Genomic DNA, 15,198 nt, shown 5'->3' with positions numbered 1-15,198 from the left:
GACACCCATGTTAAAGTTATTACAACGATTCGGCGGCGCGATGTTTACCCCCGTATTGTTATTCCCGTTTGCGGGAATAGTTGCTGGTATATCGATATTATTAACCAACCCGCAGTTAGTGGGTTCCATTGCAAATTCTGATACGGTCTGGTTTAAACTCTGGATGATTATTCAGGAAGGTAGCTGGACTGTATTCCGTAATATGCCAATTATTTTTGCAATTGGTCTGCCGATAGGTTTAGCGAAAACAGCGCCGGCCCGGGCTTGTTTGGCGGTAATAGTTTCCTATCTGACTTTTAATTATTTTATCGCTGCCATATTAACGACCTGGGGTGCTGATTTTGGTGTTGATTTTAATCAGCCGATTGGTGGTGTCAGCGGGTTAACTAATATTGCCGGTATTAAAACATTAGATACCAGTATTATTGGCTCTATCTTTATTGCGGCTATTATGACGTATGTCCATAACCGCTATTTTGATAAAAAACTGCCGGATTATCTGGGTATTTTTCAGGGCACTGCTTTCGTTACCATTATTGGTTTCATTGCGATGCTGCCGCTGGCATTTTTAACCGCACTGGTATGGCCTAAAGTGCAGGGTGGGATTGCTTCACTGCAGGAGTTTCTGAGTCAGGCCGGGGCACTGGGCGTCTGGATCTACACTTTCCTGGAACGCATTCTGATCCCGACTGGTCTGCATCATTTTATCTACGGTCCGTTCGTGCTTGGCCCGGCAGTGGTGGAAGGCGGTATTCAGGCTTACTGGATCCAGCATATCGCGGAATTCAGTAACTCCAGCCAACCGCTGATCGAGCTGTTCCCGCAAGGTGCTTTCGCTCTGCACGGTAACTCGAAAATATTTGGTGCCATTGGTATTGCCGGTGCGATGTACATGACCGCCAAACCAGAGAACAAGAAGAAAGTAGCGGGTCTGCTGATCCCTGCCGTGCTGACTGCTGTGCTGGTGGGTATTACTGAACCGCTGGAGTTTACCTTCCTGTTCGTTGCTCCGTTCCTGTTTGCCATCCATGCGGTACTGGCGGCAACCATGGCGGCGGTGATGTATATGAATGGCATCGTTGGCAACATGGGTGGTGGTTTACTGGAAATCATGGTGCAAAACTGGCTGCCGATGTTCCACAACCATGCCATGAACGTTGTGATGCAAATCATGATTGGCTGTGTATTCACCGTTATTTACTTCTTCGTCTTTAAATATCTGATTGTCCGCTTTGATGTGAAAACACCAGGCCGTGAAGCAGAAGCTGAAGATATTAAATTATTCACCAAGGCGGATTATAAAAACCGTCAGGGTGCTCAGGGTGAAGATAATAAAGGTAGTCAGTTTGATGATCAGGCACTGCAATTACTGGAAGCATTAGGTGGCAGTGAAAATATTGCGGAAGTAAATAACTGTGCGACCCGCTTACGTATCAGTGTTAAAGATGAAAAACAGGTAATGAGTGATGCAGCCTTCCGTCAAATCGGTGCGCATGGTGTGGTCAGAAATAAAGATGCAATACAGGTAATTATCGGTTTGTCGGTGCCGCAGGTTCGCGACAGCATGGAAAACCTGATGAAAAACGCTTAATGATTAAATCGGTAATAGTTAAATCCTTAATAGTTAAATAATTAATTAGTCGTAGTTGGAGATTAACATGAAAAAGTATTCTGTATTAGTAGCTGGTGGTGGTAGTACTTTTACGCCTGGTATCGTTTTAATGCTGCTGGATAATCTGGATAAATTTCCGATTAAAGAACTGAAATTCTATGACAATGATGCAGCGCGTCAGGAAACCATCGGTAAAGCTTGTGCAGTATTAATTAAAGAACGTGCACCGGAAGTTGTGTTCTCTTATACCACTGATCCACGTGAAGCATTCAGCGGTGTGGATTTCGTGATGGCACACATCCGTGTCGGTAAATACCCGATGCGTGAGCTGGATGAGAAGATCCCGCTGAAATACGGTGTTGTGGGTCAGGAAACCTGTGGCCCGGGTGGTATCGCTTACGGCATGCGTTCTATCGGCGGCGTGCTGGAGCTGGTGGATTACATGGAGAAATACTCTCCGAATGCCTGGATGCTGAACTACTCTAACCCGGCGGCAATTGTTGCGGAAGCAACCCGTAGCATGCGTCCTAACTCTAAGATCCTGAACATCTGTGACATGCCGGTGGGTATTGAAGTGCGTATGGCAGAGATCCTGGGTCTGGAATCTCGTAAAGAGATGACCGTGAAATACTATGGTCTGAATCACTTCGGCTGGTACAGCGATATTCGTGACCAGGCGGGTAATGATCTGATGCCGAAGCTGAAAGAGCATGTCGCAAAATACGGTTATGTGGTGCACAAGGATATTGATTCTCAGCATGTGGAACCAAGCTGGAACGATACCTTTGCCAAGGCGAAAGATGTCTTCGCACTGGATACCAATACCTTACCAAATACGTACCTGAAGTATTACCTGTTCCCTGACTATGTGGTGGAACATTCTGATAAAGAATACACCCGTGCTAACGAAGTCATGGATGGCCGTGAGAAGCATGTGTTTGGTGAATGCCGCAAAATCGCAGAGAAAGGTTCATCTGCCGGTGCATCACTGCATATTGATGAACATGCTTCGTACATTGTCGATCTGGCACGTGCGATTGCCTATAACACTAAAGAACGCATGCTGCTGATTGTGCCAAACCAGGGTTCGGTCAGTAACTTTGATCCGACTGCGATGGTGGAAATTCCATGTCTGGTAGGTAATACCGGCCCTGAACCAATGCAAATCGGCAAAATCCCGCAATTCCAGCTTGGTTTGATGAATCAGCAGGTCGCAGTAGAAAAACTGGTGGTTGAGGCGTGGATGGAAAAATCTTACACCAAACTGTGGCAGGCCATCACACTGTCGAAAACAGTGCCAAGTGCCAGCGTTGCTAAAGCGATCCTGGATGATCTGATTGCAGCCAACAAAGATTACTGGCCAGAGCTGAACTAATTTCTGTATCAGCAGGCTCTGCTTGGGGTGAAGCCTGCTGAAACAGAGTGTGAGGGTGAGTTGTTCTTGGGGTTACGTTATGCCACCTTCGGGTGGCATTTTTGCGTCTAATTACAGCGCCAGTTTCAGCAATTGAGCGACATCATCCGGGGTAATATCGCCATGCTCACCCAATTTCAGCCGGCCGTGTTGTTTTAACTTCGCAACAACGGCAGGGATGACGGTTTCATCCAGACCATAGTCTGAGAGACGGGTCGGAACGCCCATCAGCTCAAAGAACTCACGGGTTTTCTCAATCGCCAGAGTGGCACGCTGATCGTCATCGCCTGCAGTTATGCCTAACACACGGCTGGCATATTGCAGCAGTTTGGCTTTCTTCTGCTCTTTCTTGTAACTCCAGATTGCTGGTAACACGATAGCCAGCGTTTGTGCGTGATCCAGACCATACAGTGCGGTGATCTGATGACCAATGGCATGAATTGACCAGTCACCTGGCACGCCCAGGCTGAGTGTTCCGTTCAGTGCCTGAGTGGCAGCCCACATGATATTGGCGCGCACATCATAGTTCGTCGGATCTTTCAGTGCCTGTGGGCCGTCTTCCATCAGGATTTGCAGCAGGCTTTCTGCATAGCGATCCTGTACTTTGCCATTCACCGGATAGGTCATGTACTGTTCGACGATATGCACAATGGCATCGACTACGCCGTTACCGGTCTGACGATCTGGCAGGCTGTAGGTGGTTTCCGGATCAAGAACGGAGAAAGCCGGGCGGATCAGGTCAGAAAAAATGCCGATCTTATCTTTGGTTTCCCAGCGGGTGATCACGGCATTGCCATTCATTTCAGAGCCGGTAGCCGGTAAGGTCAGTACACAGCCCAGCGGTAGTGCCTTACGGATGTGAGCACCTTTGGTCGGCAGCAGTTCCAGTGGGTCATTTTGATATTCAGCCGCCGCAGCGATGAACTTGGTGCCGTCAACGACTGAACCACCGCCGACCGCCAGCAGATAGGTGATTTTTTCTTGTTTTACCAGTTCAACGGCTTTCATCAGTGTTTCAAAATGCGGATTTGGTTCAATACCACCAAATTCAAAAAAAGTGATGTTTTGTAAGGCAGCATGCACCTGATCCAAAACCCCATTTTTTTTGATACTGCCACCGCCATAGGTAATCAGTACACGGGCATCTGCCGGAATTTCTTCTTTGATTTTAGCGATCTGTCCTTTGCCAAAATGAATTTTGGTGGGATTACGAAAGCTGAAGTTATTCATCTTCTGTGTTTCCTTTTCATGATGAGGGAATGATTATTGTACGGGATAAAACTTGAGGTTTTCCTCTGCCGACGCATGCGGGATGGCTTCGCGATCAGTTACTAATCCTTGTTTCTGTGACAGGATTGGCCCCTGTGTTTCCCTGCGTATATACATGGCATGCAGGTATTCACTGGCTTTAAATTTCATGATGCTGTAATCGAAAATGGTGCCATCCTGAAAGTTAGAAAGAGAGGTAATTTGCAGAACAGGTTCACGCCCTTGCAGATTGAGTAGCTTTTCTTCTTCTTTATCGGCTAATACCGGCGAGAATATCCTGATAACTGCCTTCTATTTTCAGTCCCAGCTTATCTTCAATGTATTCGAACTTGGAATGTTCCAGCACCCGGATAGTGAGTTCCGGAAACAGAGACACCGGCATAAAGCTCTCTTCAATGATTTGTGGTCGCTCATTGAGCTTACGCAGACGCTTGGTGTAATAAACGCGATCAGTGGTTTTAATCTTTAAGCGGTTAGCGATTTCATCATCCGGATAAATGATGGAAAATGCCAGAACATCACTGGTGATGGTTTGTCCTATTTTTTGTGAACTTTCAAGACCACTTCGCAATTGATCCATCAGATGCACAACTTCTTTTTGCTTGATGTAAGTACCGCTGCCTTGTTTCTTTTCAATCAGATCCAGCGTAACCAGTTCATCAATCGCCTTGCGGATTGAGACACGGCTGGCCTGATACTCTTCCATCAGTTGCCGCTCGGTTGGCAGGACATCTCCGACGACAAACTCATCTGAGTTGATGCGGAACCGTAGTTTCTTGGCGATATTTTTATATAACACGGTTATTCCTTCGTATGAACGCAGCTTGTTCAGGGCGTACTGGTTTTATGTAACCGGTATCAATAATACCAATATAAGATGAATCGGGCAGGGAGGATGTATAAAAAACTGGCACACTTCACAGGAAATGTGCCGGAGAGGAGGGTTAAGGGGTGGCTAATTGTGCCAGTGGCAGCAGATCGAGCAGTGGTTGCGGATAGATACCCAGCAGCACGACCAGGATGGCCGAGGTCAGAACCATAAAGCCGCCGGTGGTCAGCGCCCAGTCGTTAGTCGCATCACGCGATGGCATGCCCGGCGTCTTCAGATAGAGAATACTGATCACACGCAGATAGTAATAAAGACCAACGGCACTGCCGAATACCACGGCACCGGTCAGCCACCAGAGGTGGAACTGGATGCCGACCGCCAGTATGTAAAACTTGCCAATGAAACCTAACGTCATAGGGATACCCGCTAACGACAGGAACATGATGGTCATGGCGGACGTCAGGATCGGACGGCGCCAGAACAGACCACGATAAGCGGGCAGCTCATCAGCATCCCGTTCCTGATACGGGCTGGACATCAGACTGACCACGCCGAAGCTGCCGACAGAGGTCAGCAGATACATCACCAGATACAGTGCCACGGCTTCCTGAGACAGTGAGCCGAGACGGCAGGCAATCAGGGCGACCAGCAGATAACCGAAATGTGCGGTGGAAGAAAAACCGAGCAGCCGCTTCAGATTACTTTGCAGCAACGCCAACAGGTTACCAATAATGATGGAAATAAAGGCCAGACCGCCTAACAGACTGTAGAAGAAAGAATCGGTAGCCGGAATGGTGTAGAACAAGCGCAGCAGCACCGCAAAGACGGCAATTTTACTGACGGTCGCGAGGTAGGTCGTCACCGGAGCAGGTGCCCCCTGATAGACATCCGGTGTCCACAGATGGAATGGCACCAGCGACAGTTTGAAGCCAAAGCCAATCACCACCATGCCCAGCCCGACAATCAGCAGGGTGATATGGGCACTTTCTGCCTGTGGCAGCCGGGAAATTTGCGCGCCGATGGTTGCGATATCCAGACTGCCGACCTGCGCATAAATCAGTGCAATACCGAACAGCAGAAATGCCGTGGCGCTGGCAGATAACACCATGTATTTAACTGCCGCTTCCAGCGAACGGCGTTGCCGGAAGGCATAACCGACCAGACCAAACAGCGGCAGCGACATCAGCTCTACCCCGATAAAGATGGCCGCCAGATGATGCGCCTGTGCCATGACCATGGCACCGGTAGATGCCAGTGACAGCAGCAGGTAGAACTCTTCGCGGTTATCGGGGAATTTCTTCAGCCAGGCCCGCGCCAGTGTTACGGTGGCCAGTGAACCTATCAGGATCAGGGCCGAGTAGAACACGCTGTATGAGTCAACAATCAGCAGTGGCGTTACCGTGACCGGCGTTGCACTGCTGGCCGGAAGTAAGCTGAATAATGCCGCGTTCAGCCCAATTACGGTGATGTAAAACACCTGCTTATGGTTTCGTTGCCAGGCAATCGATAACATGACAGCAATGGCGGTGAGTGCGGTCAGCAGGAGTGGCAGCTCAGCAATAAATAATACAGAGTTAAACGACATACTTTTCTCCTAGCGCTGACCAGTCATGACGGCAGCATCGCCGGGGTGCATCAAAGTTCCGGTCATCCCGCTGACATCCAGCACCGGCTGTGGATAAATACCGAGACCGATCAGCAAGGCAACCAGCAACAGCAGAATCGCGAATTCCCGGGCGCTGAGTGCTTTCAGCGGGGTATTGACCTTGCCTTGTCCGAAGCAGGCGCGTTGCAGCATCACCAGGGAATACACGGAAGCCAGCACTAACCCCACGGTGGCGATAGTCACAATAACCGGTACCGAAGGGAAACTGCCCAGCAGGATCATAAACTCGCCGATAAAGTTACCGGTACCCGGCAAGCCCAGCGAGGCGACCGAGAAGAACAGCATCACCCCCGGCAGGTAGCGCAGACGATGCCAGAGCCCGCCCATTTCCCGCAGGTCGCGGGTATGCAGACGTTCATACAGCTGACCGCACATGATGAACAATCCGGCAGCGGACAGACCATGCGCGACCATCTGCACAATGGCACCCTGAATGGCGGTCGAGGTGCCGGCATACAGCGCAATCACTACAAAGCCCATATGCGAGACACTGGTGTAGGCGACCAGACGTTTGATGTCGGTCTGACTGAAGGCCAGCACCGCGCCGTAGATGATCCCGATCAGACCCAGGCTCATGGCGATAGGGGCAAATTCAGCTGCTGCGTTCGGGAATAACGGGATACCAAAGCGCAGCAGACCGTAAGCCGCGGTTTTCAGCAAGATCCCGGCCAGATCCACCGAGCCGGCAGTCGGCGCCTGCGAGTGCGCATCCGGCAGCCAGCCGTGCAGTGGCACCAGTGGCATCTTGACCGCAAAGGCGATAAAGAAACCGAGCATCAGCATAAATTCCACTTCACTGCTCATGCTGGTATTCAGTAATACCGTGTAGTCAAAGGAGAATGTACCGGTGGCCTGATAATGGATGAATACCAATGCCAGAATAGAAAGCAGCATCAGTAAACCACTGGCCTGGGTGTAGAGGAAAAACTTGGTGGCGGCGTAGATCCGGGTCCGGCCATCTGAACCACTGTGTCCCCACAGGGCAATCAGGAAGTACATCGGCACCAGCATCATTTCCCAGAAGAAGAAGAACAGGAACAGATCCAGTGACAGGAACACACCGATCACACCACCCAGGATCCACAACAGGTTCAGGTGGAAGAAACCGACACGATCCTGAATTTCATTCCAGGAGCAGACCACTGCCAGAATCCCCAGCAGACCGGTCAGCGCGACCATCAGCAGGGAAATACCATCCAGTGCCAGATGGACCGAGATGCCAAAGCGCGGGATCCACGGCAACTGATAATCCAGCGTCCAGCTGCCTTGTCCCGGCAATACCAGAGAATAATCGTAGGCATGCCACAGATTCAGCGCCAGCAGCAGTTGCAACGACATAGTGATCAGTGCGATCCAGCGGGGAATGTTGGTTCCCTTGTGGGTAAATTCCACCAGCCAGCAAAGGAAGCCGCCGATAAACGGTAACAATATTAACCAGATTAAACTCACGACAGGCCTCCTAGTACACCAACAACAACGTCAATATGACCAGCGCACCCAGACTCATACTGGCGGCATACCAGCGCAGGTTTCCGGTGACCATTTGTACACTCAGCCGGTTCAGTGCCCCGATAACCAGCACACTCAGTGCAATCATGCGATCCAGTGGATCCCGTTTCAGCAGCTGTGCGATCCACTGATAGGGCATCACGAACAGGTGATGATACAACCAATCGAACCCCCAGGCATGAAACCAGAGCTTGCAGAGTGGTTTACCGAAAGCACTGTTAGCCAGTTGTCCGATCAGATTGCGTTTTCCAAGGAACAGGAACGCGGCCAGCGCAATACCGGCAATTGCAATCGTGGCGGAAAGCAGTTCAATCAGTAATTTCCCGTCATGACTTTCATTGGCGGGTGGGAAAACACTGGCCAGTGGTGGTGTAATCAATGCACCGACAAAAGTGGAAAGCAGCATCAGCACCAGCAATGGCAGATGATGACTGATGCCATGACCCGGATGCACGTTCAGCTTGCTGTCACCGTGGAACACAATGAAAATCAGACGGAAGGTATACAGTGAAGTCAGGAAGGCACCCGCCAGACCGGACAACAGCAGACCTGCGTATCCGCCCTGATACGCCGCAAACAGGATCTCGTCTTTACTGAAGAAACCGGCGGTGATGAAGGGCAGGGCAGCCAGTGCGGAACCACCAATCAGAAATGCGGCATACACCAGCGGAATGGATTTACGCAATCCACCCATTTTGAAGATGTTCTGCTCATGGTGACAGGCCAGAATCACCGAGCCTGCGGAGAGGAACAACAGCGCTTTGAAGAACGCATGCGTCATCAGGTGGAAGATGGCGCCACCCCAGGCGCCGACACCCAGAGCCAGAAACATGTAACCGATCTGACTCATGGTGGAATAAGCCAGAATACGTTTGATGTCGGTCTGCACCATGGCGGCAAAACCGGCGAGCAGCAAGGTGACTGCGCCGACAATACCGACTAGATGCAGTACATCCGGTGCCATCAGAAACAAGCCATGCATACGGGCGATCAGATAGACACCGGCAGTTACCATGGTCGCCGCGTGGATCAGTGCCGAAACCGGAGTCGGGCCTGCCATCGCATCGGCCAGCCAGGTTTGTAATGGCAACTGCGCGGATTTACCCACCGCACCACCCAGCAGCATTAGTGTGGCAAACTCAATGGTTGGATCGCCGGCCGTCAGTTTCTGCGGCGCCAGCGTCAGAATATCGGCAATGTTCAGTGTGCCCAGTTCGCGGTAAAGCACAAACAGACCAATCGCCAGGAACACGTCACCGACCCGCGTTACGATAAACGCCTTCATCGCAGCGGCGATATTGTTGCGATCTTTATAGTAGAAACCGATCAACAGGTAACTGCACAGCCCGACACCTTCCCAGCCCAGATAAAGAAACATCAGGTTATCGGCCAGCACCAGAAACAGCATGCTGGTGATAAACAGGTTGGTGTAAGCAAAGAAGCGGGAGTAACCCTCTTCACCGCGCATATACCAGGAAGCAAACAGGTGGATCAGGAAGCCAACGCCGGTTACGACACCCAGCATGGTCAGTGATAAACCATCCAGATGCAGTACCAGTCCGATTTTCAGATCAATCGTGTTGATCCATTGCCACAGCGTCTGGTTAAAGGTGTTGGCAGCGCCTTGCTGCAGGAACTGCAAACCGACATACAAGCTCGTCAGCGCAGAAAGCCCGATACTGCCGACACCAATCAGTGCCGCGCGGTTTTCACTTAATCTTCCGGCGGAAAACGCGAGGATCAGAAATCCGAGCAGCGGAAACAGGCAGGTCAGAAATAACAGGCTCATCCGTGCATCTCCTTAACTGAATCGACATTCAGTGTGTGGTGACGACGGTACATCCGCATCAGCAGCGCAAGGCCAATACTGGCTTCGGCCGCGGCGAGACTGATCACCAGAATGTACATGATTTGCCCGTCAACCTGACCGTGGCGGCTACCGGCAACGACAAAGGCAACTGCCGACGCGTTCATCAGCACTTCAATGCTCATCAGAATAAACAGCAGATTGCGGCGAATTAACAGACCGCACAACCCTAACGAGAACAGGATGGCAGCAACAATCAGCCCATGCTCAAATGGAATGCCGTTCATGCGTCATCCTCCTCGTTACGCGTGGAGATAATGTCTCCGCGTTGACTTTCCCGACCCAGATGATAGGCGGCGACCAGACCGGCCAGCAGCAACAGGGAAGCCAGTTCCACGGCGAGAACATACGGGCCGTATAAGGCAATACCGACCTGTTTGGCGGTGATCGGCTCACCAGTAATGATGCCAGGAACGCCATGCAGTGCGGCATAAAATACCGCCATCTGTCCGGCACTCAAGATCAACGGACCAATCCAGGTAATGGGTCGCAGCCATTGCCGCTCCTGTTCCTGCGCGGTGCCGAGGTTCAGCATCATCACCACGAACACAAACAGCACCATGATGGCACCGGCATAGACAATCACCTGCATGGCACCGACGAAGCTGGCACCGAGACTGAAGAAAATCATGCCGACGGCAATCAGTGACACAATCAGATAAAGCAGGGCATGCATCGGATTTGTTCCGGTGATGACCCCGAGGGTAGCCAGAATCGCAACTACCGAAGATCCATAAAACGCGAGTTCCATATCCGCTGACTCCTTACGGCAGAATGCTCTTCACATCGATAGGGGCGGCTTCTTTCTGGGCACTGCCTTTCGGCTTGCCGTCGATAGACATCCCGCTGACACGGTAGAAGTTGTAATCCGGATATTTTCCGGGGCCGCTGATCAACAGATCTTCCTTTTCATACACCAGATCCTGACGACGGTATTCGCCCATTTCAAAATCGGGTGTCAGCTGAATGGCGGTGGTCGGACACGCCTCTTCACACAAACCGCAGAAAATGCAGCGTGAGAAGTTGATGCGGAAAAACTCCGGATACCAGCGACCATCGACACGTTCGGCCTTCTGCAGTGAAATACAGCCAACCGGACAGGCGACGGCACACAGGTTACAGGCCACACAACGTTCGTCCCCGTCAGGATCCCGTGTCAGTACGATACGTCCGCGATAGCGTGGTGCTAACGGTACTTTTTCTTCCGGATAACAGAGCGTATCTCTGGGGCGGAATGAGTGCGAAAACACCATCGCCAGACTGCGAAGCTGGGTACCAACACCCTGTACTATTTGTTTTATATTCACGGTCTTTTCCTCATTCCGCCTGTAACAGCACCAGTGCACCGGTCACCAGCAGGTTGATCAGTGTCAGTGGCAGACAGACTTTCCAGCCAAAGGTCATTACCTGGTCATAACGCGGACGGGGTAATGACGCCCGCAGTAAAATAAACAACATCATGAAAAAGCCGGTTTTCAGGGCAAACCAGACGACTGGCGGCAGCCACGGGCCATGCCAGCCACCGAAGAACAGCGTCACCAGCAAGGCGGAAATCAGCACGATCCCGATATATTCACCGACGAAGAACAGACCCCATTTCATACCGGAATATTCAATGTGGTAACCATCGGCCAGTTCCTGTTCGGCTTCCGGCTGATCGAACGGATGACGGTGCGTCACGGCGACACCGGCAAACGCGAAGGTCACGAAACCAAAGAACTGCGGAATGATGAACCAGAGGTCACGTTGTGCTTCGACGATATCGCGCATGTTGAATGAGCCGGTCTGCGCCACGATCCCCATCAGCGAAAGACCGAGAAACACCTCATAGCTTAAGGTTTGCGCGGAAGCACGCAGGCTGCCTAACAGAGAGTATTTGTTGTTACTCGACCAGCCGGCGAACAGCACGGCATACACCGCCAGCCCGGCAACAGCGAGAAAGAACAGAATACCGATATTCAGATCAGCCACACCCCAGTCGGGGGTAATAGGGACAATGGCAAAGGCGATCAGGAACGAGGTGAAGGCAATCATCGGTGCCAGTACAAAGATCAACCGATCGGCAAACGGCGGGACCCAGTCTTCTTTGAAGAACATTTTGATCATGTCGGCGACCAGCTGGAAGATACCGAACGGCCCGACCCGGTTCGGACCATAACGATCCTGCCAAAGGCCAAGCAGACGGCGTTCGATAAAGCTCATGAACGCACCGATGCCGACGACCACCACCAGAACAATCAGTGCTTTGCCGACGGCAATCAGCAGATCAAGAAATTCTGCAGACATTGTCATGTTCTGACCTCCTGCAATGATTCAATTGTCGCTGCCAGCATGGCCGGTGTGAATGGCGCCACGCCCAGTGGCAAGCCGATCAGTCCGTCAGCCAGATGGTGACTGACTTTCAGCGGCAGTTCGAACTGCTGACCATCCCAGACAAAGCTGACGATGGAACCTTCCTGTAATTTCAGCCGCGCTACATCATCTTCGCTCAGCCAGAGCACCGGCGCGGCCATGCGTTGCTGCATCACCGGTGAGCGTTGCGTCAGTTCTTCACTGCCAAAGAGTTGCCAGTAAGCCACGATCTGCAGTCCGTTATCCGGGGTATAAGCGGCCGGAATGTCCGTCCGGTAAGCCGCGGGCGTGGAACGTGAGCTATCAAACAGGTGTGTGCCCGGATCGCCGGCCCGCAGATGACCGCCCACTTCATCCTGGAATTTGTTCCAGGCGGAAGGAGAGTTCCAGCCCGGTGCCCAGGCGAAGGGCACCTGCTGGAATGATTCGCGGCTGCCGATATAACCTTCCATGGAAAACGCAAACGCCGAGTCGGGATCCTGTGCCGCTTGCGGTTCGCTGACATCAATATTGGCCCGCATCGATGTCCGGCCACTGTAGCGGTGGGGCGAACGGGCCAGCTTCAAGCCTTTGATACGGAATTTGGCATTAGGTGCGGCATCAGTTATAGCTCTCAGTTCCGGTACCGCCTCGGCACACCGGGTTACGATCTCATCCAGATCGCCCCAGTCAATCCGCCGGTGAGCCAGTAAACTGTTCAGTACATGCAGCCAGTGCCAGCTGTTTCTTACAGCGCGGGTATTATCGTAATAGGTTGGTTCAAACACCTGGAAGAAGCGTTGTGCCCGGCCCTCATTGTTGATCACCGTACCGTCCGCTTCCGCAAAGGTGGCAGCCGGCAGAACCCAGTCTGCGGCTGCAACGAGTTCTGTCTGCTGGTGGTCGAGCACGATCAGCTGCTGTACCTGCGCCAGAGCGGCTTTCACCCGGGAAGCGGGAGCACGGCGGAACAGATCATTTTCCATCACGATCAGGGTATCGAAATGTCCCTGTTCCAGCTCAGTCAGCATTGTTTCCAGTGTTTTACCACCGATTAATGCACTGCCGATGCTGTTGGCTTCGGCCGCTACCAACGACAAGCTGACCTCTGAATTCTGCTGTTTCAGCGCTCGGATGATATTGGCCGCGGCATCCAGCAGGGCGGGTGTTTCCGCAGTAGTACCGGTGATGATCAGCGGTTTTTTCGCTTTGGCTAACCCATCGGCAATTTTTTGTGCCATCGCCATCAGATTATCGTCGGCATAGGGCACGGCAGGCGCATTGCGATCCAGCAGATGTGCGACGGCAAAGCCCAGACGGGCCTGATCGGCATAGGCGCCGTGATAATGCAGACAAGCCACATCATCCAGACGGGTACTATCCACACTGGTCAGATAAAGCGGGAAGCGCTCGTCCTGCCCGATATTCTGAATGGCAGCGATCTGCCAGACATCCACTTTCAGTTCGGTCGCCAGCTGGCGGGCTTTACCTTTCACGGCCTGACGGACGGCCAGTGCCATCCGCGCAGCAGTCTGGGTTAAATCTTCACCCAGCACAAAAATCGCATCACAACTTTCGATTTCCCGTAGAGTCGGTGTACGGACGCCGCTGTGACGCAGTAACTCCGTCATTTTCTGCAGCGCTTGCCATTCGTTATCCGCAATGCCGCTGGAGTAGTGTTCGGCACCAACCAGTTCCCGCAGCATGAAATTACTTTCCACACTGGCGCGGGGTGAGCCGATACCGGCAATCCGTTTATGCTGGCGTAAAATATCGGCGACATTTTCGGCCGCCTCCGTCACGCTGAGTTCAAATAACTGACTTTCATGACGGTGATAGGCTTTGTATGGGCGTTCCGGCAGATTGACATAGCCATAACCAAAACGCCCACGGTCACACAGGAAGTAGTGGTTAATGCCGCCGTGGTAGCGGTTTTCGATGCGCCGCAGTTCACCATAACGCTCGCCGGGGCTGATGTTGCAACCTAAGCTGCAACCGTGGCAGATGCTGGGGGCATACTGCATATCCCACTTGCGGTTAAAGTGTGCGGATTGGGTTTTATCGGTAAACACACCGGTCGGGCAGATATCGACCAGATTGCCGGAGAACTCGCTTTCCAGCGTGCCGGATTCAACCCGGCCAAAGTAGACGTTATCGTGCGCGCCATAGACACCCAGATCCGGGCCGTCGGCGTAATCTTTGTAATAACGCACGCAGCGGTAACAGGCGATACAACGGTTCATTTCATGTGAGATGAACGGGCCGAGATCCTGATTTTCATGCGTACGTTTGGTGAAGCGGTATTTACGGGTGTTATGACCCGTCATCACCGTCATATCCTGCAAATGGCAGGCACCACCTTCCTCACACACCGGGCAGTCGTGCGGATGATTCAGCATCATCCATTCATTCACACTCTTACGGAATTCCACCGCTTCTTCGTCATCAATCGAGATATAGGTGCCATCGCTGGCTGGTGCCATGCACGACATCACCAGCCGGCCGCGTTTATCGTCAGGCCCTGAAAACTGTTTTACCGCACATTGCCGGCAGGCGCCGACACTGCCCAACGCCGGATGCCAGCAGAAATAGGGGACGTCTAATCCCAGAGACAGACAGGCCTCCAGCAGGTTATCCGCACCATTGACTTCGAATTCTTTGCCGTCTACATGAATTGTGGCCATAGCAACATCACTTCCTT

At 52.1% G+C, this 15,198-nt stretch carries 13 protein-coding genes; 2 read left to right on the top strand and 11 right to left on the bottom strand.

Annotated elements, in window-relative coordinates; all coding sequences use genetic code 11:
• The first annotated feature begins 7 nt into the window (after positions 1-7).
• Together TOLA_RS13515 and TOLA_RS13510 are read left to right on the top strand one after the other, a co-directional pair.
• Entirely contained in the window at positions 8-1,591 is a 1,584-nt protein-coding gene (locus TOLA_RS13515) for an alpha-glucoside-specific PTS transporter subunit IIBC (RefSeq protein WP_015879699.1), read from the top strand.
• A gap of 67 nt (positions 1,592-1,658) precedes the next feature.
• On the top strand, positions 1,659-2,987 hold the full coding sequence (locus TOLA_RS13510; RefSeq protein ID WP_015879698.1) for a 6-phospho-alpha-glucosidase: 1,329 nt from the start codon (positions 1,659-1,661) through the stop codon (positions 2,985-2,987).
• Between the two features lie 111 nt (positions 2,988-3,098).
• On the opposite strand, the gene TOLA_RS13505 is transcribed toward TOLA_RS13510, so the two are convergent.
• The 11 genes from TOLA_RS13505 to nuoG all read right to left on the bottom strand — a co-directional run bounded on the left by TOLA_RS13505 (position 3,099) and on the right by nuoG (position 15,181).
• Positions 3,099-4,256, bottom strand: coding sequence for an iron-containing alcohol dehydrogenase (locus TOLA_RS13505; RefSeq protein WP_015879697.1), 1,158 nt, complete (start codon positions 4,254-4,256; stop codon positions 3,099-3,101).
• Positions 4,257-4,289: 33 nt separating this feature from the next.
• Positions 4,290-4,523, bottom strand: coding sequence for a hypothetical protein (locus TOLA_RS17095; protein ID WP_425358060.1), 234 nt, complete (start codon positions 4,521-4,523; stop codon positions 4,290-4,292).
• A gap of 22 nt (positions 4,524-4,545) precedes the next feature.
• Positions 4,546-5,094, bottom strand: coding sequence for a GntR family transcriptional regulator (locus TOLA_RS13500; protein ID WP_015879696.1), 549 nt, complete (start codon positions 5,092-5,094; stop codon positions 4,546-4,548).
• Between the two features lie 145 nt (positions 5,095-5,239).
• Positions 5,240-6,709 carry an NADH-quinone oxidoreductase subunit NuoN gene (nuoN, locus tag TOLA_RS13495; protein WP_015879695.1) on the bottom strand — a complete coding sequence of 490 codons (1,470 nt, stop codon included), beginning with the start codon at positions 6,707-6,709 and terminating at the stop codon, positions 5,240-5,242.
• 9 nt (positions 6,710-6,718) lie between these two features.
• Positions 6,719-8,239 (bottom strand): NADH-quinone oxidoreductase subunit M, encoded by a 1,521-nt coding sequence (gene nuoM / locus TOLA_RS13490; RefSeq protein ID WP_015879694.1) that lies wholly within the window; start codon positions 8,237-8,239, stop codon positions 6,719-6,721.
• A 10-nt stretch (positions 8,240-8,249) separates the two neighbouring features.
• Entirely contained in the window at positions 8,250-10,088 is a 1,839-nt protein-coding gene (gene nuoL / locus TOLA_RS13485; protein ID WP_015879693.1) for an NADH-quinone oxidoreductase subunit L, read from the bottom strand.
• A complete protein-coding gene (gene nuoK / locus TOLA_RS13480) occupies positions 10,085-10,393 on the bottom strand; it encodes an NADH-quinone oxidoreductase subunit NuoK (RefSeq protein ID WP_015879692.1) in 309 nt (102 codons plus the stop codon). The genes nuoL and nuoK overlap by 4 nt, the downstream gene beginning before the upstream one ends.
• Complete coding sequence (gene nuoJ, locus TOLA_RS13475; protein WP_015879691.1) at positions 10,390-10,917, bottom strand: NADH-quinone oxidoreductase subunit J; 528 nt, start codon at positions 10,915-10,917, stop codon at positions 10,390-10,392. The genes nuoK and nuoJ overlap by 4 nt, the downstream gene beginning before the upstream one ends.
• A gap of 13 nt (positions 10,918-10,930) precedes the next feature.
• Entirely contained in the window at positions 10,931-11,473 is a 543-nt protein-coding gene (gene nuoI / locus TOLA_RS13470; RefSeq protein WP_015879690.1) for an NADH-quinone oxidoreductase subunit NuoI, read from the bottom strand.
• A 10-nt stretch (positions 11,474-11,483) separates the two neighbouring features.
• The gene (gene nuoH, locus TOLA_RS13465; RefSeq protein ID WP_041609913.1) at positions 11,484-12,452 is read right to left on the bottom strand and encodes an NADH-quinone oxidoreductase subunit NuoH; all 969 of its coding nucleotides are present in this window, start codon (positions 12,450-12,452) and stop codon (positions 11,484-11,486) included.
• A gap of 2 nt (positions 12,453-12,454) precedes the next feature.
• Positions 12,455-15,181: an NADH-quinone oxidoreductase subunit NuoG gene (gene nuoG / locus TOLA_RS13460; protein ID WP_015879688.1), complete on the bottom strand. Its 2,727-nt coding sequence runs from the start codon at positions 15,179-15,181 to the stop codon at positions 12,455-12,457.
• Positions 15,182-15,198: the final 17 nt, after the last annotated feature.

It is taken from the genome of Tolumonas auensis DSM 9187, assembly GCF_000023065.1.
GTDB classification, from domain to species: Bacteria; Pseudomonadota; Gammaproteobacteria; order Enterobacterales; family Aeromonadaceae; genus Tolumonas; species Tolumonas auensis.
Note: the sequence above shows the minus strand (reverse complement) of the source record. Positions and strands in the feature narration are given on the sequence as shown.

What these genes read in the sequence shown, in the direction of transcription:
- TOLA_RS13515 (WP_015879699.1), top strand. Translation starts at nt 8, where the DNA reads ATGTTAAAGTTATTACAACGATTCGGCGGCGCGATGTTTACCCCCGTA.
- TOLA_RS13510 (WP_015879698.1), top strand. Translation starts at nt 1,659, where the DNA reads ATGAAAAAGTATTCTGTATTAGTAGCTGGTGGTGGTAGTACTTTTACG.
- TOLA_RS13505 (WP_015879697.1), bottom strand. Translation starts at nt 4,256, where the DNA reads ATGAATAACTTCAGCTTTCGTAATCCCACCAAAATTCATTTTGGCAAA.
- nuoN (WP_015879695.1), bottom strand. Translation starts at nt 6,709, where the DNA reads ATGTCGTTTAACTCTGTATTATTTATTGCTGAGCTGCCACTCCTGCTG.
- nuoL (WP_015879693.1), bottom strand. Translation starts at nt 10,088, where the DNA reads ATGAGCCTGTTATTTCTGACCTGCCTGTTTCCGCTGCTCGGATTTCTG.
- nuoK (WP_015879692.1), bottom strand. Translation starts at nt 10,393, where the DNA reads ATGAACGGCATTCCATTTGAGCATGGGCTGATTGTTGCTGCCATCCTG.
- nuoJ (WP_015879691.1), bottom strand. Translation starts at nt 10,917, where the DNA reads ATGGAACTCGCGTTTTATGGATCTTCGGTAGTTGCGATTCTGGCTACC.
- nuoH (WP_041609913.1), bottom strand. Translation starts at nt 12,452, where the DNA reads ATGTCTGCAGAATTTCTTGATCTGCTGATTGCCGTCGGCAAAGCACTG.
- nuoG (WP_015879688.1), bottom strand. Translation starts at nt 15,181, where the DNA reads ATGGCCACAATTCATGTAGACGGCAAAGAATTCGAAGTCAATGGTGCG.